Origin of the sequence: Moraxella sp. CTOTU49803 (genome assembly GCF_032097965.1) — a bacterium.
Lineage (GTDB): Bacteria > Pseudomonadota > Gammaproteobacteria > Pseudomonadales > Moraxellaceae > Faucicola > Faucicola tetraodonis.
In genome coordinates, this window is record NZ_DAMCJP010000004.1 from 128030 (window position 1) to 144806 (window position 16777).

Consider the following 16777-nt stretch of genomic DNA (forward strand, 5'->3'; position numbering starts at 1 on the left):
TTATTTTGACAGCACTAAATAAATGACATCGGTGCTAAAATTGCCAGCCTCATCTATAGCAAAATATTGTCTAACAGACGCGTCACAATTTTTTTGTAAGGCTCGAATCACTTGTATGCTGGTATCAGCTGTATGCATACGGGCGACCCAACTGTCAAAATTTAACGCCAGTTTTTGCATCTCGACAGTCGTCACGCTAAAGCCGGTGATCTCTGCAAAATACAACCACTCGGCAAGACTATAATCTTTGACATGACTGGGATCGCGGATGGTTTCAATGGTCTGTAAAAAATTATTGAGCACGGGGTTGCTATTGCCCAACACATCGACAATCACCACTTTGCCATCGTCAGCTAGGGCGCGATGCATTTCAAACAGCGCTTGTGGTACATTTTGCCAATGGTGCGCAGAATAGCGCGTGATAATGGCATCAAATTGGTGGTCGGCAAAGGGTAATTTTTCTGCCGTACCGATTTGCGTGGTAATATTGGTTAAGCCGCGTGCTTTGGCTTGGCTGGCGACAACTTCGGTCATCGTAGGGGTAATGTCGTAGGCAATCACTGATTTGGCAACAGGCGCTACCTGATAACTGACGTGCCCACCGCCACAGCCCAAATCCAATATATGCCTAAGCTTGTGCGCCTCTATCAACTGCTTTATTTTGTCGAACTCAGCGCCTTGTGCATGAACAGGGCTATTGAGGTAGTTATGGGATTTGTCTTGGTATTGTTGAATATTTAGGGCGTGTTGGGTATGGGTCATGGCTTATCGCATCTAGTTTGCTAATAATAGACTTATCATAATCCAAATAATTGATAATTTATAGTTAATTAAATTTAAAAATAAATAACTATTAGTTATATAAAATACGCTGCAACATTTTTATACAATTAGTTGATATTTGGGTAAATTTTTTTTAGTCGACAATCGTTATAATCGCTTCAGCAAGGTTAACCATTTATACATTACTTTTGTCATTTTTTGCCTATTTATCCTATTTATTTATCCTAGTTAAAGGTCTTACCAATTATTATGAAAAATCTTAAGCTTTCGATGATTTCATGCGGTGTGATTGCTGTTGTTGCAGAATCTGCTTGCGCAAGTAGCTATTCTGTAGGGACGCCTAGCACCGCAGATAGTTATTTTAACCAAGCCGAACGTGAAGCTAGCCGCGGCAACTTATCGCAAATGGGCAACTATCAGCAAATGATGGCAGGTGGTAGTCTAGCCATGTATCCAGAATATTGGCAGCTTAATAAAGACTTAGACGCGCAGCCTGCATCAGCGATTGTAAGTTTTGCTAATCGTTATCCACAAACTGCGATGGCAGAAAAATTGGCGGCGGATTATGCGGAAACCAAAGCGCGGATGGGTGATTATGATGCAGTTAGACAAGTGGCGAGCTATGTAACCAATCCTGATGCCAGTGAAGCTTGTGCCATTGCGTTAGGCTTCAATCACGGTGGCGATAGCATGCGTGCTTATACCGAAAAAGGTAATGTTTGGCTCAGCACGGATAAAAAACTGCCGCAGCTTTGCCAACAGTTGGCGACAGAGCTCAATGGCAATCACATGGTTAGCAATGATGACCGTGAGCAGCGACTGTACCGTATGCTACGCACGGGCAACAATGGTGATATCGTGCAGCTTGCCAGCCGATTGGGCGTGCAGCTGAGCTACAATCAGCTCATGAGCATCAGTAGCAGTCCCAATGCGTTTTTTTCACAACTCGGAAGTATGCCAGCAACCGCCAGCAATCGGTATTTATATTTATATGGCTTAGGGCAACTTGCCAAAAAATCTGTCAGTGAAGCGGCGATGCAGCTCAACTATGATGTGGGGCGAAACCCGCAGTTTTTTGATGCCAAAACCCGTCAATATGCTTACCGTACCTTGGGTGTGGCAAGGATGGGCGTCAATACCGATCAAGGGTTTAGTAGTGACGCGGTTGATTGGATGCAAAAAAGTCTGGGCGTACCATTTAACAATGAAGAAGCCGAAAACTATGCCCAAGCAGCGATACGCTATAGCCGATGGTCAGATTTGGCACAAGCCATTGGCGCAATGGACTATAAAAATCAGCAGCAACCGATATGGCAATATTGGCTTGCCAAAGCCTACAAATTGGGCGGCACTAGCCAGCAGCGTCAACAAGCCAATCAGCTATTTAATCAATTGGCGCAAACCAATGACTATTATGGACTACTCGCCAAAGACCAACTGGGGCAGCGTTTTGACCGATTGCCGACTAATCCACCGGTGAGCAATAGTGATTACTCACGCCTCGCAAGCGATAGTTTCTTTAATCGCGCATTTACCCTCTATAAACTTGCCGCCAATCCTGCCTATACCAACCGTGAATGGAACTGGGCGGTAAAAAAAGCACGTGACCGTGGTGATGAGACAATGATTTTGGCAGCGGCGCAAACCGCATCGGACATGGGATGGTACGACCGTGCTATCTATGCGTTGGAGTCTACCAAAACGATTCCAAATTCGGCACTGGCATTCCCGATGCCCCATCAGTCTAGTGTCGTGCAATACAGCCGCCAAGCAGGAATCGATCCTGCGTGGGCGTATGGCATCATGCGTCAAGAAAGCCGTTTTAATATCGGCGCGCGTTCGGGTGTTGGGGCAGGGGGGTTGATGCAAATCATGCCAGACACCGCGCGCTATATCGCACGTAAATTGGGCGAACCGTATGAGCCATCTCGCGTCGCAGGGGGCGATACTAATATTCGCTACGGTACGTATTATATGGGCGATATTTTAAATAAATTGGGCGGTCAACCTGTATTAGCCACCGCGGGCTACAATGCAGGGCCAGGTAAGGCCAAAACTTGGCAACCTGAGAACGGTAGCCTAGCGGCAGATCAGTATGTTGAGACCATTCCTTATTCAGAAACGCGCAATTATGTCAAAGCCGTGATGGAAAATGCGACCAATTATGATGTGCTCCTTGGCGGTAGCAACCAACCGATTAGTCAGCGTATGGGTACTATTGCTGCTAAATATTAAATTAATTTGAATTAAATAAACCTGCTAAATCCGCTAAAACAACAGCTAATTGATTGATAATAGTCAATAAATTACTGTTGTTTTTTAGTATATACAGGGTTTACAAAATCTGACCCAGTTAGTATGATTTCAAAAAATTGGTAGGACTGATAAACATTAGTTTCGTTTGATAAAAATTTAGTTATTTTAAGCAAAAAATTGATAAGTCAACGACCATTTTTATTACTTTTATTTTAAAAGCTCACTGTAAACGTTAAAACAACCTGCTTGTTTTTAATCACCAACTATTTGGTTTAATTGTTATGCTGTCATCTTGTCTAAAAACGTTACTCGATTTTACCAACTTGCACGCGGCATCACACGCCGTGAAATGGGCATCGTTACAGTTTCCATTACAGTTTAAAGATGATAAGGCGGCGGCAAATTTAGCTAGTTTAGTTATCAACTCAAGTCATCAAAAAAGGGCAAAGTTTAGCGGCTATTTGTCACTTGGCTACTTACTACTTGGCTGCTTGGCGGTGATGGGTACTATAGCAACCCCAGCTGCCCATGCCGACAGTGTTTTAGGGGTGGAATTATCCCCTGCTGTCTGCAAGCTCAACCCATACATGGGTAATCTTCGCCAATGTATCGAAGGCAACCCGATGACGGTGAATTTTTATCGGGTGGCGAACCAGTCTTGTAGTAATAGCCGTTACAGCATGTCGCCACTGCAAGAAAAGATCACCTCAAAAGTCATTCCAGATGGTAATATTCGCAAAAATATCTGGCAGCAGTATGGCCGCTGTAGTGGCCTAAGTACCCCTAATTATTTTCGTACCATTAACTCGCTTGCCAGTCAATTAAAACTCCCAAAAGAACTCAGTAGCGGTCGCAGTTATCGATTCGCGTCCAGTGGTTTTAGCCGCCAATTGTTATCTTTAAACCCCGGCATGAAGCCAAACTCGTTTAATTTTTTCTGTCAAAAAAATAGTGCAGGTCAATCCGTACTGACCTATCTTAACGTGTGCTACGACAACAACGGACGTTTTGCCCAATGTGCCACACGCTCTTATACCTGTCCCAGTCAATTTTTGATTGATGGTAATTATTGAGGGATGGCGGTATCAATTTTTGCTTAGGTTTAAGCATTTTGTATCTTGGTGTTTGATGGTCTTGAACCCATAATTGTCAAGCTCACCCGACAATTGACCCCATAAATTTATGGTCTTTGATGGTGACAAGTGATAAACTAGGCAGGCTTTTTTAGACAATTTTTTCTGCTTTTTTCACTGCCTTGCTTTTGCAAAGGATCTTGTACTTATCATAATAGGAGCTTTCAATGAAACAGCCTGTTCGTGTTGCGGTGACTGGTGCTGCTGGTCAAATCAGTTATTCATTATTATTTCGTATCGCATCGGGTGATATGTTAGGTAAAGACCAACCTGTCATTTTACAATTATTAGAAATCACGCCGGCCTTAGAAGCTTTAAAAGGTGTGGTAATGGAACTTGAAGATTGTGCATTCCCATTGCTAGCGGGCGTCGTACAAACTGACGACGCTAATGTTGCGTTCAAAGATGCGGACTATGCACTACTTGTGGGTGCCCGTCCTCGTGGTCCTGGCATGGAGCGTAAAGATTTGCTCGAAGCTAACGCCGCCATCTTCTCTGCACAAGGTAAAGCGTTAAATGACAACGCTAGCCGTAATGTCAAAGTATTGGTTGTGGGCAATCCAGCTAACACCAATGCCTTAATCGCACAGCGCAATGCCCCAGACCTAGACCCACGTAACTTTACAGCGATGACACGTCTTGACCACAACCGTGGTATGGCGCAACTGGCTGAAGAAACTGAAACCACCGTGAATGACATCAAAAAAATGATCATTTGGGGTAACCACTCTTCAACCCAGTACCCAGATTTGACTTTCACTACGGTAAAAGGTCAACCTGCCCTAGAGCAAGTACAACGTGATTGGTACGAAGGTACTTATATCCCTAACGTACAACAGCGTGGTGCTGCCATCATTAAAGCACGTGGTGCCTCATCAGCGGCATCTGCTGCAAATGCTGCGATTGCGCACATTCGTTCATGGGCACTAGGCACTGACGAGAATGATTGGGTATCTATGGGTGTTTACTCAAATGGTGAATACGGTATCCAAAAAGGTCTTATCTATTCATTCCCATGTACTTGCCAAAATGGCGATTGGAAAATTGTTGAAGGGCTAGATGTTTCATCGGCTTTCTCACAAGAAAAAATGAAAGCCACCGAAACTGAATTGGCTGAAGAGCGTGATGCAGTAAGCCACTTACTTCCTAACTAATTAGGTTACAATCTTTTAACTTGATAAAAAAACCAGTCTCATTAGGCTGGTTTTTTTACATGAAATAACCACACTATACAATCAAATCACATTTTTTTTACCCAATTTTGGCTACACTGAAGTGACTATTTAGATAGTATTAGACTAATATATTATTAGAATGGTCTGACGATATAAATAACCTGTGGCACTTTTTGATAATTTTTCAATAAAATGAGTGCTACAAAATAATGACATTAAAATAAATATTGATACTTTTAAACGTTGATACTAAACGTTGATACTTTTAACAGTACTAGGAGAACCACAATGATGACAGATGGCGAAAGAAACATTAATATGTTGTTTGAACAAATGGGTATGGATGGCGATGATGCTGCGGTTGAACAATTTATTCAAGAAAATCAACTGGCGCAATCAGTCCAGCTGAGCGATGCACCTTTTTGGAGCGACAACCAACGTAAATTTTTAAAAGACGAATACCGTGCAGATGCAGGTTGGATTGAAATCATCGATGAGCTCAACACCCGTCTACACAAAGATGCCATGGATGCACAAAAACTGGCTAAATAAGTCATTTTAATACTGTCAAAGGTATTTTCTAAATGTATTACAAACTAACTAAAAAACCCAATCACTGATTGGGTTTTTTACCTTGTTAAAACAAGTGGTCAAAATAATTAGGGAGCCAATTTTTGTAAATGGGCAATACGGTCATCAAGGGAGGGGTGGCTGGCAAATAACTGGGCAAAACTAAATCCCCCTTTACCTTCATTAATCGCAAAGGCTTTCATGCCTTGTGGCATATAGTCAGGATGCTGGCTGGCAGGCTTTAACGCTTCTAAGGCAGCAATCATGTTGTATTTACCCGCCAAACGTGCGCCTGCTTCATCCGCACGGTATTCACGGTAACGAGAGAACCACATGACAACCGCTTGTGCAGCAATACCAAACACAATATCTAACACCATACTGGTAATGTAATAACCCATGCCAGGTGAATTGCTGTCATTTTTAAATACTGCCTGATCTACAAATAGCCCCACAATGCGCGCAAAGAACATCACAAAGCTGTTAACCACCCCTTGAACAAGCGCTAAGGTCACCATATCACCATTGGCAACGTGACCAATTTCATGGGCAAGTACTGCTTCGACTTCTTCTTGGTTCATCGATTGTAGTAGCCCAGTCGATACCGCAACCAAAGCTTTGTTTTTATTCCAACCTGTGGCAAAGGCATTGGGTGATGGATTATCAAAGATACCCACTTCTGGCATATCAATATTGACGTTTTGCGCCAAACGGCGAACCGTTTCGACCAGCCAAACTTCCAACTGGGTAGCAGGCTGTTCAATAACTTGCGTACCTGTAGAGCGTTTGGCGAGCCATTTTGACATCAACAGCGATACAAAAGACCCTATCATACCGTAGATGAAACACATCACCAGCAGGCTAGTGGTGCCTGTGCCACCCAAATTGAACCCTAGCATTGGCGCGATGACGTTCATGACGATACCAAACACCACCATCACCGCTAGGTTAGTTAAAAGAAATAAGCCAATTCGTAACATGACGGTTTCCTAAAGACAATCAAACGATTAAATATACTTATCAACAATAAGTTGACGATGATATTTAGTATAATAGCGTTTAATGCAACAAATTAAAGGGAAAAGTGGCATAAATTTGTAACATAAAAAAGCCAGTATCACACTAGCTTTGGGGATCTGGTTTTCAGCTTATAGACATGGTTGTTAGCGGACAATCGTATAAGAGTTTGATGAATTATAGCTAACATTTTGAAAGCCATTGCTGCTAGTACTAGAGCGCAGATTGGGGTCATTACGATATAGATTGTTGTAACGGCTTAACACACGTTGTACATAGTCACGAGTTTCACGAAAGGGGGGAATACCGCCATACTTTATGACGTTGCCTTCACCCGCATTGTAGCTCGCTATCACATGCTGGATATTACCAAAACGGCTTTGTAAAAATTTCAAATATTTGGCTGCGCCCTCGATGTTCTCCGCAGGGTTCCAAGCATTATACACACCAAACCGCCTAGCCGTCGCGGGCATTAATTGCATTAACCCCTGTGCCCCAACAGGTGAGCGCGCATTGGGATTAAAACCTGATTCAGTATGCATCATGGCTTTCATCAATGCAGGGTCGACCCCATGACGCAGCGCCGAAGCCAAAATCATGCTATCGTAGCTATTTTTGTTGCCACGCGCACTGGCAGGTACTGCAGCTTCATTGGCGCCCCAATTGCTATAACTATGCACATTGGTATCCGCGTAATAAGTCACTTTGACTTTTTTGGTAAAATTTTGGAAGTTATTCCCTGCAGGGCGGTTGTTGCTGACTACATTGGTCAACAGCACCTGACCATTGCTGTCTTTAAACACATACATATTGCCAGCGTTCGCTGCATGCATATTTGCCAAACTGCCCAATGACAATAGAGAAGCCGCTAGCCAATAAGGTAGGCGAGGTTTCTTTACAAACAATACCATAAATATACCTATGTTAGATTTTTTGACAATATTTCAAACTTAGAGGTCAGCGTAACGTTTCACAACGACATAAAAAGATAAAAGTCGTTATGTTTCAATGACATTTGATAACATTATTATAAAAGAATTGGCAGGAAATATACCATAAATCTATCAAAAACTGGTTAAAGTTTACAAAAAATCAGATAAGGGGGAAAAAGAGGAAAAATGGCCAAAAAACTTGTCAACCTGTTGGGTTTCATGCCATGGACTCAACAATATATGAGTTGGAATTTTTAGCCAAATTAACTGTCAAATTTGCAAGGCCAAAATCTAAAAAAAAAGTAAAATTTTTTGCTTGCACTTTGCAAAAAACCATAAATATTTGATTTATATGAAGAAAATAATTGGTTAAAAAATAACCAATTTAGAGATAGCCTATAGTGATATGCGGTTTATTGTTGTCAAGTCATAAGTTATCCACATGGTTATCCACATAAATTGGGGAAAATGACCTAAATAATTGATATTTATAACAAATAAAACAAAATAAACACCAATAAAACCGAAAAAAATCTCACAGCCCATTTGCTACATGACAAAAAAATGACAAAGTGTTGAATATATTTTTAAGATTTAATTAACGCATAGCCCATCAGCTTATTTTATCGAGTCGTAAGGTCGTTTATTAAACCAAAAAAACCTGCACCGACTTAAGATTGATGCAGGTCTACTATTGTTATATTGTTAAATAGCTACCAAGTTATGTCTCGTCGGCGGTATCCAATGGCTGCTGTAGCAATTGTTCAAATGGCTCAAGCACTGGCGTAAGCAGTTTGGCTTGTGCTTGCGACAATACTTCCTCAGGTGCGATACCAAATTCACCCAACAACTGCTTAAGCTTGTCCACCGACATCGTGGCAGTCAGTTTGGTTTGACCCGTTTCATCATAGCTGAGGTCTTCAATCACTTCTAACTTATGCAGTTCGTGTTGCAATTGTCCAAAATTGGCGGGTAAGGTTAATTCAAACCGCTGTAATTGACCCACCAATAGTTGCTGCACGGCAAGGGTGAGTTGCTCGATACCTAACCCCTCATGGGCAGAGACATACACCCGATTGGGCTTGGCTTTATCACTATAACCGATATGCGGCGGCTCACCTGTGAGATCAATTTTATTAAACACATTTAGCACAGGCACTTGATTGTCAATTTCCGCTAACACGGATTGTACCGCCGCGATTTGCTCATGCATGTCTTCACGGTGACTATCAATGACATGCAGCAACAAATCTGCCTCTAAGGTTTCTTCTAGCGTGGCATGGAAGGCTTCCACTAGCTCATGCGGCAAATGACGAACAAAACCGACCGTGTCGACAAGTACCACCTTACCCACACCCGACCACGACACACTCCGTAGCGTTGGGTCAAGCGTCGCAAATAGCTGATTGGCGGCATAGATGTTTTCATTGGTGAGGGTATTAAACAAGGTGGATTTACCCGCATTGGTATAACCAACCAATGAAATTGTCGGCACCGAGGATTTTTGGCGTTTGGCACGACCCTGTGCGCGGGTTTGTTTGACCTTATCAAGCTTGGTTTTGAGCTGCCCGACACGCACCTGTAACAAGCGTCTATCGGTTTCAAGCTGGGTTTCACCTGGGCCGCGCAGACCAATACCGCCTTTTTGGCGCTCCAAGTGCGTCCAGCCGCGTACCAAGCGAGTCGCTAAGTGATTGAGCTGAGCAAGCTCAACTTGCAGTTTACCTTCGTAGGTTCGAGCACGCTGGGCAAAAATATCCAAGATAAGACCCGTTCTATCAAGCACACGGCACTGCACCAAGCGCTCAATATTACGTTCCTGCGATGGGGTCAAACTATGGTTAAAAATAACAATATCTGCCTCGTATTGTTTAACAAGTTCCCTGATTTCTTCAGCTTTACCCGTACCCACAAAGTATTTGGCGTCAGGCTTAGACCGCGTACCTGTGACCAAGGCTTGTTTTTGCGCCCCTGCCGAATCCACCAGCAATTCAAATTCTTCCAAGTCGTCTGGGTCATTGAGATGGGTAATGTTTAAATGGACTAAGATGGCTTTTTCACCACCTTCATAACGCTCAAAATACTCCAATGATTTATCCTTTCGTTGTGAGTGTAAAAATGTGTCTATTTATAAGTGTACTATTTAAGTCTATTAAGTTAAACATTCGCTTAAATAATCGACAGCCGCGTTAGAAAAGCGCTAAACACGATAGAGGGATTATGTCTATCAATATAAGGTTTTTTTGCAGAACTTTTAGTCAAATTTACAATTAGTAACTTAAAACGGGGGTAAAGGCGAAGGTTTGGTCATGGTTTTGCCATGAAAACGTCATTGAAACGACACGGGTGTCACGCATACTGAATTCATCCAGACTGACTAACCATCCAATTAGATGATGGGGGCTTTGTAGCTTTGACAATGAGTCAATGACAAGCTAAGGCATTTTTCGCTCAGCAGCTGGCCAATGCCATAGCAAAAACCACCCTAGGTAACCGTAAGATGACTGATTTTGTAGAACAAGCTAATTTTCTAGAAAAAAATAACGGCGCCAAATTATACGAAGATATCGCCACTTATCCTGTTGATAGTCTTTTTAATACCCAGTTTGTTGCGCAGTTACTGGCACATAATTTTGCTGATATAGCAGTGGTAGAGACGCTAGCCCCGCTGGTCAAGCCAACGATTAGCCGCCCAAGCGCGCGTCATCGCCCGTTATTTAAGTCAGTGATTATTAACGTGAGCGAGGATAAGTTTTCGCTACAAACCGAGCAGCATTTGCTCAATGCCCAGCGCCTACGCACTTTGACCTTTACCCAAGCGTTTTCAGTAAGTTTTGCGGGATTTCATCCAAGCTCAGAGCAGCCGCTAGATCGGGATGATTTTGATAATTATTGCACCCATGTGGTGGTGTATGACGAAACCAAGCAAGATAGCTTTGGGCAGCCACTCGCGGTGGCAACCACCCGATTATTGGATAAAAACGGCGCGATAAAAGCTGGGCAGTTTTATAGCGAGCATGAGTTTAGACTGGGTCGCTTGCTCGATGATTACCCGTATAATGTGCTAGAAATCGGTCGCACTTGTGTGCACCCAGATTACCGAGGTATTACCACAATTAATCATTTGTGGGAATCCATCGCGGCAGTCGCCAAAGCTTACAATGTCAATGCGTTTATGGGCTGTGCCTCAGTTCCGATGGAAGAGGGCAATGTGCAAAACTGGTTAGATCATCAGCTTGATAGTACCAAGTTAGATGTCAAAGTGACCCGTAAATTGCCAGAAGACAAATTATCCGCTATCGACTTGGCGCAAGTGGCTGATGTGGACTTGGCGAATCCGCAAAATTTCGCTTTGCCAGCGCTGTTAAAAATGTATGTCAAAATGGGCTGTAGTCTTGGCGCAGCGGCTTGTTATGATCCTGAGTTTGATTGTGCCGATGTGTTTGTTTGGTTGCCGTTTGAACAAGTCAAACCGCGCTATCAGCACTATTTGCACTAACTTGTTTATTGATAAAGGCAAAGGTGATAATCTTAACCAAGATAAACCGGGTTTGGTTACTGTTATTGAGTGATTGATACTTAATAATTGTTACTTAGGGATTGCTATTGGGTTATTGCTAAAACTCAAACAGACCTAGTAAGCCGTGTGCCTAATAATTTGCTATACTACATCCACAATTTTTCACTCACATACTTACCTTATGCAAAAATCTGACTCTAACCTCGCCCCATCTGTGCTGACGATTAACAACCTACTAAGCGAAACGGCAAAACAACTGCGACAACCTGCTACCTATAGTAAAAAGAATTTGGCGACCCAGTGGCAACGCAGCAAGCGCGTTGTGAGCTTAATGGCTGCGATTCAAACAGGTATCGGCTATGCTTGGCAAATTAGCCGCACACCAAATCCCGATAATCAGCAAATCATCCAATTGATTCAAAAATTCTGTAAAAAATCGCTCAAATCGTTAGGCATTGAGGTGACTGCACTTGAGCCAATACCGACACATCACGCGCTATGGGCAAGCAACCATATCTCTTGGCTCGATATCCCTGTGGTGGGTAGTATTGTACCGACTTTCTTTTTGTCTAAAGCTGAAATCGCGCATTGGCCGGTGATTGGATGGATGGCGTCCACCGCCAATACCTTATTTATCAAGCGCGGTTCGGGCGATACCAGCAAAATCAGTGAGCAAATGAGTGAGTTTTTATCACAAGGCTCACCTGTGGTTTTCTTCCCAGAAGCGACGACCACAGACGGCACAGCGATTAAACGTATTTATGGCAACTTGTTGCAGTCTGCGATGGACAGCCAAGTGCTCATCCAACCGATTGTGATTTGCTATGTCAACCAAGATGGCGAACTTGACCAAAACATTCCGTATTATGGCGATATTGGCTTGATAGATAGCGTCAAACGTGTCCTTGATAACCGCCCTGCCAAAGCGTATGTGTTGCCGTTACCAGCCATTGACCCTGCGGGTAAAACCCGAAATGAAATTACCGCTATCTTGCAGCAGCGCATGGTTGATGGACTGGCGCGTTTGCACCAACAAGTGCTTCACGCTAAAAAGCCTTAATCGTTACGGTCATTGTTAACTGTAAAAGCCAAGCTGTCATCGCCTTGGCTTTTTTTTATTATATGAATATCACATACGCTCACTAAAATTTTTCAGTCTCTTTGTATTGTAATAAAATGTAAAAATTTTATTAAATTATGTTATCATACTACCCAACAAAACGTTATTTGATACTCAATAGTTTGGATACAGGGGTTGAACCGTTAACCTCCATAAACCACCGATGAGCGCCGCTTAATCAGCCCCTCACTTAACAACATTTCCCTCTTATTTTTGCCCTATTATTTTTGCACGATGCCAGCCATAATTAAGAATGATTTTAATACGGATTGCATAGGTGCAAGTTTATTTTTATTTTGCCCACTAAATTTGCCCACTAACCCCTAATTTTGTTTACTAAAAAGGTTCTTGATATGCGTACCGATATGTTTCAACAAATCTTAAACGACCTAAACAGCTCTTCAGCTGATGTAGAAGCCTCGGCGTTGATTTCGACCGATGGTTTGATGATTGCGTCAGCATTGCCAGCGGGCATTGATGAAGACCGTGTCGGTGCGATGTCAGCGGCGCTACTATCACTCGGTGACCGTGCAGGTCGAGAACTCGCGCGTGGCAGTATCGAGCGCGTCATGGTACAAGGCGAAAAAGGCTATGTGATTATGTCGGCATCGGGTACAGAAGCAGTATTGACCATTTTGACCAAACCAAATGCCAAATTGGGTCTAGTGTTCTTGGATATGAAGCGTGCGGCTGAAGCCTTATCAAAACTTATCTAAAACTTACAAATAGTTTAACTTTGTCAGCCTTTCACTAATATTCGCAACCGTGACTCAATCAAAAATTTATCCATCAAAAATTTATAAGGAGAGGTAATGAAATCTGTACAATTACCCGATATGGACAAACCTGCTGGCGATGCCACAGCGCATTGTCTGACTTACTCAGATGGCTTAAGTCGTGTCGTTTATACCACCGAAAACGAGCTACCTTACCCCGATGGCAAACTTATCGTTTCACGCGTGGATTTAGATGGCATTATTACCCACGCCAATGATGCCTTTGTGGATATCAGTGGCTATAGCCGTGATGAATTAATTGGCGCGCCGCATCATATTTTGCGACACCCACAAATGCCAAAAGCTGCCTTTAAAGACTTGTGGCAAACAGTCGAGGCAGGCAAAAAATGGCATGGCTATGTCAAAAACTTGTGCAAAGATGGTAGTTACTACTGGGTGTATGCGACAGCTGTGCCCAATATCCGCCATGGTGAAACGGTTGGCTATACCTCGGTACGACGCAAACCATCACGCAGCAAAATCGCGCAAGCTGAAGCACTGTATCGCAAAATGCTAGAGGAGCAAGCCTAATGACAATTAATCTACTCATTGCGCCTGACTTCGCGCCTGAGCGTTTTGCCGGGTGGCATATGCTCAATACACTGCTACAAAAAGAATCCGGCATTCACATTCACTTACTGACACCCGCGTCTGCGCATGAACAAAACGACTTAATCCAAGCGCAAAACGTGGATATTATCTATGCCAATCCCTTCGATGCAGCGGCAATGATTCGGGAGCAGGGTTATCGCGCCGTGGCTCGTCCACTGGGCAAATCTGATGAAATGGTGATTGCTGCAAAAGCCGATAGCAGCATTGTAGCACTTGATGATTTAAAAGCAGGCTGCACCATTGCCATGGCAGACAACCGTGATGTCAAATTGATTGGGCTTCGTCTGCTAGAAGCCGTGGATTTGTTAGAAGCTGACATTACTTGGAAAGTTACCGAGACTTACCAAGCCGCTGCGCGTAATTTGATTAAAGGCGAAGCCGATGCGGCATTCTTTTTATCAGAAGTTTATCATAGCTTGTCACGCTTGACTTTATCGCAGATGCAGGTATTGGTTGAAAGTGATTTGAGCGATATCAGCCATGTGGTACTGGTTAAAGAGAGTTTTGCCGACAGTGAGCCATTTATCGATGCCTTATTAAGCTTAAAAGACACAGCCGAAGGCAAACAAGTCTTACAAGAACTGGGGATGAGCGACGGTTTTGAGCCGATGACCCAAGAAGACGGCGAGTTTATGATTGATTTAATGGATACCTTATTGGATTAATCGGTCAAGCTTGTCATCTTGCCCAATAGCGCAATTCATGTTTAGATGAAGTTGCGCTTTTTTTATGCTGAAGCGTTTTGATTGCAATCGGGTTTAATAGTATAGTAGGGGAGAAATGCGTGGATTTTTCACAGCGTCAGTCACTAATACCTCACCCTTGTCACATAACTTTTTATATAATTAGGCTAATTTTTTGAGGAATCAGCATGTATTCATTGTCGAATCGTAATCGTAGAAAATTTCAAAAACATTGGCTTAATTTTCGTCTCTATAGTCGCCAAGTGATTGACCAACCGATGAACATGGATATCCATACCAGCCGCATCATGGCAGCGATGGAGCTTGATGAAAAAGAGCCGTTGCAAGGTGCGTTAGCTGATATGTTTTATGGTTGTTGGTTTGACGTGCCCTATTTTGGTGACCGTATCCTCAACCAAGTCAGAGAAAAACTAACGCCAACACTACTACAAGGGTTTGACCAATGCATCAATCATGGTGAGTATGTGTTTAAAGTAAGCCATCTTGCCACACGCTGGAGCGTATTGGTATCGCCTTCAATGAACACTTATCAACACCAACTACGTGTGTCCACTGATGACTCAAAAGTAGTGGCACAAATGACGATTGCTTCGCTATTAGATATCATGGAAGAAGAAGACGATCCAGAAGACCAAGCCGAGCAAATTGCCGAAATCGAGGAAGAGTTCTTTAACCATTGTGTTGTTTGTCATGACCGATTGGCATTTAGTATGGTTTGGTGGGAAATGTCAAAAAACAAATGGGATTTTAATGACAAATGGCTTGAAACCAAAGAATATTTTGCTAAGCAAGCCGCTTAATTATAGCCAAATGAATTAGCTTTTGAATTTACCAAGCCTATCACAGTGATTGACAACATGACCTTTGCCGTCTATCAAAATTTAAGGAAAGCAGCATGCCAGAACAAAACGACACCTATGTAATTTTAACGCCTGCCGGGGTGTTGCATAGTTTTTCAAGTGCCAATCCCTCAGAGCAGCAACTAGCCTTGCAAGCGGTGCTCGCCCCTGAACAAAGTATGACGGCACGGGAATGGGGTGAGCGTTATAGTGACACTTGGCTAGATATGTTTATCGAAGAAGGTTGGATTGAGACCCTTGAAAAGCGGGTGGTCGCTCCGCACGTGCAGCTGGATAATTTCTTAAAATATGTAGCAGCGAGCCTATCGGGTAGTCGCCGTGTCGTAATTGCATCAGATGAAGGCTTTTGTCTAGCAAAAATGGGCTTTACCCAGCAACAAGCAGATACGCTATCGGTAGCCGCCGCTGATTTTTATGGCTTTTTAGAACGCCAACAGCAGCGCGGTTGGGCGGTACATGGATATGGGGTATCATTTTTTACCAGTATTGATATGTTGATGCCCAATACCAGTATTGTGTTTTTATGGATCAACAAAACGGGCTATTTCTTGATTATCGAAGATGAGCCGCTCATCAATAACCGCGCTTTTGTGGAATTGGTGTGGGGTATTAAAGCGACGGGCGAACGGTTTGAGCAGCGTGCAACACTGGCAGAACAATCAGACGCTAAATAAAGTGATGCGGCAGACGATGATACCCAAACGGTTAATTGATAGACAATAAAAAACCGCTGAGAGTTAATCAGCGGTTTTTTTATTGTCAGGGGTTTTTTATTGAAAGCTTCCATTCAGCTTAAGGTCAGTTTAATGCCAGTTAAATATCAGCTTAGTGTGATACCTTTACTGTCTTTTGGCGTCACTCTAAAAATCTGTACTTTAAACAGTATATTTTGACCCGCCAATGGATGGTTAAAATCCACTTTGATGGCATCTTCAGTGACGTCACTGACCACACCCACGAGCGTGGTTTTGCCTTTATCTTCAAATTCCATCATGGTGCCGACTTCAGGCAAATTGCCCGTCACGGCAAACTGCGCATGACTAAAAGTCTGTACGTTATCAGGGTTCCATTGACCAAATGCTTCGTCAGGCGACAGCGATGCGGTGCGCGTATCACCCGCTGTCAAGTTGATAAGTACCTTCTCAAACCCTTCAAGCAGACTGCCATCACCCACCACCAAGCGAACAGGTTCGCCACGCTCAAAGGTTGAGTCGATGACGGTGCCATTTTCTAAGCTGACCTCAAAATGCAAATCAACGGTTGAGTCTTGAGTGATGCGGGTTTGTTCATTTGGCGTAATAATGTCATGATTCATGCGG

Annotated in this window: 16 protein-coding genes; 11 read left to right on the forward strand and 5 right to left on the reverse strand. The window is 43.2% G+C overall.

The features are described 5' to 3' along the window. Window positions 1-762 (reverse strand): class I SAM-dependent methyltransferase, encoded by a 762-nt coding sequence (locus tag RT422_RS06925; RefSeq protein WP_313421751.1) that lies wholly within the window; start codon window positions 760-762, stop codon window positions 1-3. Between the two features lie 270 nt (window positions 763-1032). Here RT422_RS06925 and RT422_RS06930 point away from each other — a divergent pair, with 270 nt between their 5' ends. The 4 genes from RT422_RS06930 to RT422_RS06945 all read left to right on the forward strand — a co-directional run bounded on the left by RT422_RS06930 (window position 1033) and on the right by RT422_RS06945 (window position 5899). After that, entirely contained in the window at window positions 1033-3018 is a 1986-nt protein-coding gene (locus RT422_RS06930) for a transglycosylase SLT domain-containing protein (protein WP_313421753.1), read from the forward strand. A gap of 302 nt (window positions 3019-3320) precedes the next feature. Continuing rightward, window positions 3321-4112: a hypothetical protein gene (locus tag RT422_RS06935; RefSeq protein ID WP_065253319.1), complete on the forward strand. Its 792-nt coding sequence runs from the start codon at window positions 3321-3323 to the stop codon at window positions 4110-4112. Window positions 4113-4339: 227 nt separating this feature from the next. Continuing rightward, window positions 4340-5326, forward strand: a complete 987-nt coding sequence (locus RT422_RS06940; protein ID WP_007116966.1) for a malate dehydrogenase — start codon at window positions 4340-4342, stop codon at window positions 5324-5326. Window positions 5327-5635: 309 nt separating this feature from the next. Then, on the forward strand, window positions 5636-5899 hold the full coding sequence (locus RT422_RS06945; RefSeq protein WP_050324722.1) for a DUF2789 family protein: 264 nt from the start codon (window positions 5636-5638) through the stop codon (window positions 5897-5899). Window positions 5900-6006: 107 nt separating this feature from the next. On the opposite strand, the gene htpX is transcribed toward RT422_RS06945, so the two are convergent. The 3 genes from htpX to hflX all read right to left on the reverse strand — a co-directional run bounded on the left by htpX (window position 6007) and on the right by hflX (window position 9955). Continuing rightward, window positions 6007-6897, reverse strand: coding sequence for a protease HtpX (htpX, locus tag RT422_RS06950; protein ID WP_312536405.1), 891 nt, complete (start codon window positions 6895-6897; stop codon window positions 6007-6009). A gap of 183 nt (window positions 6898-7080) precedes the next feature. After that, complete coding sequence (locus tag RT422_RS06955; RefSeq protein WP_409520120.1) at window positions 7081-7845, reverse strand: lytic transglycosylase domain-containing protein; 765 nt, start codon at window positions 7843-7845, stop codon at window positions 7081-7083. Window positions 7846-8587: 742 nt separating this feature from the next. After that, window positions 8588-9955 carry a ribosome rescue GTPase HflX gene (gene hflX, locus RT422_RS06960; protein WP_313421754.1) on the reverse strand — a complete coding sequence of 456 codons (1368 nt, stop codon included), beginning with the start codon at window positions 9953-9955 and terminating at the stop codon, window positions 8588-8590. A 411-nt stretch (window positions 9956-10366) separates the two neighbouring features. On the opposite strand from hflX, the gene RT422_RS06965 reads away from it, so the two are divergent. The 7 genes from RT422_RS06965 (at window position 10367) to RT422_RS06995 (ending at window position 16132) form a co-directional block, all read left to right on the forward strand. Continuing rightward, entirely contained in the window at window positions 10367-11365 is a 999-nt protein-coding gene (locus RT422_RS06965) for a GNAT family N-acyltransferase (protein WP_313421756.1), read from the forward strand. A 202-nt stretch (window positions 11366-11567) separates the two neighbouring features. Next, window positions 11568-12446 (forward strand): lysophospholipid acyltransferase family protein, encoded by an 879-nt coding sequence (locus RT422_RS06970; protein WP_313421757.1) that lies wholly within the window; start codon window positions 11568-11570, stop codon window positions 12444-12446. Window positions 12447-12859: 413 nt separating this feature from the next. Next, complete coding sequence (locus RT422_RS06975; protein ID WP_007117205.1) at window positions 12860-13222, forward strand: roadblock/LC7 domain-containing protein; 363 nt, start codon at window positions 12860-12862, stop codon at window positions 13220-13222. A gap of 96 nt (window positions 13223-13318) precedes the next feature. Beyond that, the gene (locus tag RT422_RS06980) at window positions 13319-13813 is read left to right on the forward strand and encodes a PAS domain-containing protein (RefSeq protein WP_282841334.1); all 495 of its coding nucleotides are present in this window, start codon (window positions 13319-13321) and stop codon (window positions 13811-13813) included. After that, window positions 13813-14559 carry a phosphate/phosphite/phosphonate ABC transporter substrate-binding protein gene (locus tag RT422_RS06985; RefSeq protein ID WP_282841333.1) on the forward strand — a complete coding sequence of 249 codons (747 nt, stop codon included), beginning with the start codon at window positions 13813-13815 and terminating at the stop codon, window positions 14557-14559. The genes RT422_RS06980 and RT422_RS06985 overlap by 1 nt, the downstream gene beginning before the upstream one ends. A 206-nt stretch (window positions 14560-14765) precedes the next feature. Next, on the forward strand, window positions 14766-15398 hold the full coding sequence (locus RT422_RS06990; RefSeq protein WP_007117202.1) for a hypothetical protein: 633 nt from the start codon (window positions 14766-14768) through the stop codon (window positions 15396-15398). Window positions 15399-15493: 95 nt separating this feature from the next. After that, window positions 15494-16132, forward strand: coding sequence for a hypothetical protein (locus tag RT422_RS06995; RefSeq protein WP_313421758.1), 639 nt, complete (start codon window positions 15494-15496; stop codon window positions 16130-16132). 146 nt (window positions 16133-16278) lie between these two features. On the opposite strand, the gene fkpB is transcribed toward RT422_RS06995, so the two are convergent. Then, window positions 16279-16773, reverse strand: a complete 495-nt coding sequence (gene fkpB, locus RT422_RS07000; protein WP_007117200.1) for an FKBP-type peptidyl-prolyl cis-trans isomerase — start codon at window positions 16771-16773, stop codon at window positions 16279-16281. Window positions 16774-16777: the final 4 nt, after the last annotated feature.

Bases quoted from the DNA above. Each gene is read 5' to 3' on its own strand.
- RT422_RS06925 (WP_313421751.1), bottom strand. From the start codon at position 762: ATGACCCATACCCAACACGCCCTAAATATTCAACAATACCAAGACAAA.
- RT422_RS06930 (WP_313421753.1), top strand. From the start codon at position 1,033: ATGAAAAATCTTAAGCTTTCGATGATTTCATGCGGTGTGATTGCTGTT.
- RT422_RS06935 (WP_065253319.1), top strand. From the start codon at position 3,321: ATGCTGTCATCTTGTCTAAAAACGTTACTCGATTTTACCAACTTGCAC.
- RT422_RS06940 (WP_007116966.1), top strand. From the start codon at position 4,340: ATGAAACAGCCTGTTCGTGTTGCGGTGACTGGTGCTGCTGGTCAAATC.
- RT422_RS06945 (WP_050324722.1), top strand. From the start codon at position 5,636: ATGATGACAGATGGCGAAAGAAACATTAATATGTTGTTTGAACAAATG.
- htpX (WP_312536405.1), bottom strand. From the start codon at position 6,897: ATGTTACGAATTGGCTTATTTCTTTTAACTAACCTAGCGGTGATGGTG.
- RT422_RS06955 (WP_409520120.1), bottom strand. From the start codon at position 7,845: ATGGTATTGTTTGTAAAGAAACCTCGCCTACCTTATTGGCTAGCGGCT.
- RT422_RS06965 (WP_313421756.1), top strand. From the start codon at position 10,367: ATGACTGATTTTGTAGAACAAGCTAATTTTCTAGAAAAAAATAACGGC.
- RT422_RS06970 (WP_313421757.1), top strand. From the start codon at position 11,568: ATGCAAAAATCTGACTCTAACCTCGCCCCATCTGTGCTGACGATTAAC.
- RT422_RS06975 (WP_007117205.1), top strand. From the start codon at position 12,860: ATGCGTACCGATATGTTTCAACAAATCTTAAACGACCTAAACAGCTCT.
- RT422_RS06980 (WP_282841334.1), top strand. From the start codon at position 13,319: ATGAAATCTGTACAATTACCCGATATGGACAAACCTGCTGGCGATGCC.
- RT422_RS06985 (WP_282841333.1), top strand. From the start codon at position 13,813: ATGACAATTAATCTACTCATTGCGCCTGACTTCGCGCCTGAGCGTTTT.
- RT422_RS06990 (WP_007117202.1), top strand. From the start codon at position 14,766: ATGTATTCATTGTCGAATCGTAATCGTAGAAAATTTCAAAAACATTGG.
- RT422_RS06995 (WP_313421758.1), top strand. From the start codon at position 15,494: ATGCCAGAACAAAACGACACCTATGTAATTTTAACGCCTGCCGGGGTG.
- fkpB (WP_007117200.1), bottom strand. From the start codon at position 16,773: ATGAATCATGACATTATTACGCCAAATGAACAAACCCGCATCACTCAA.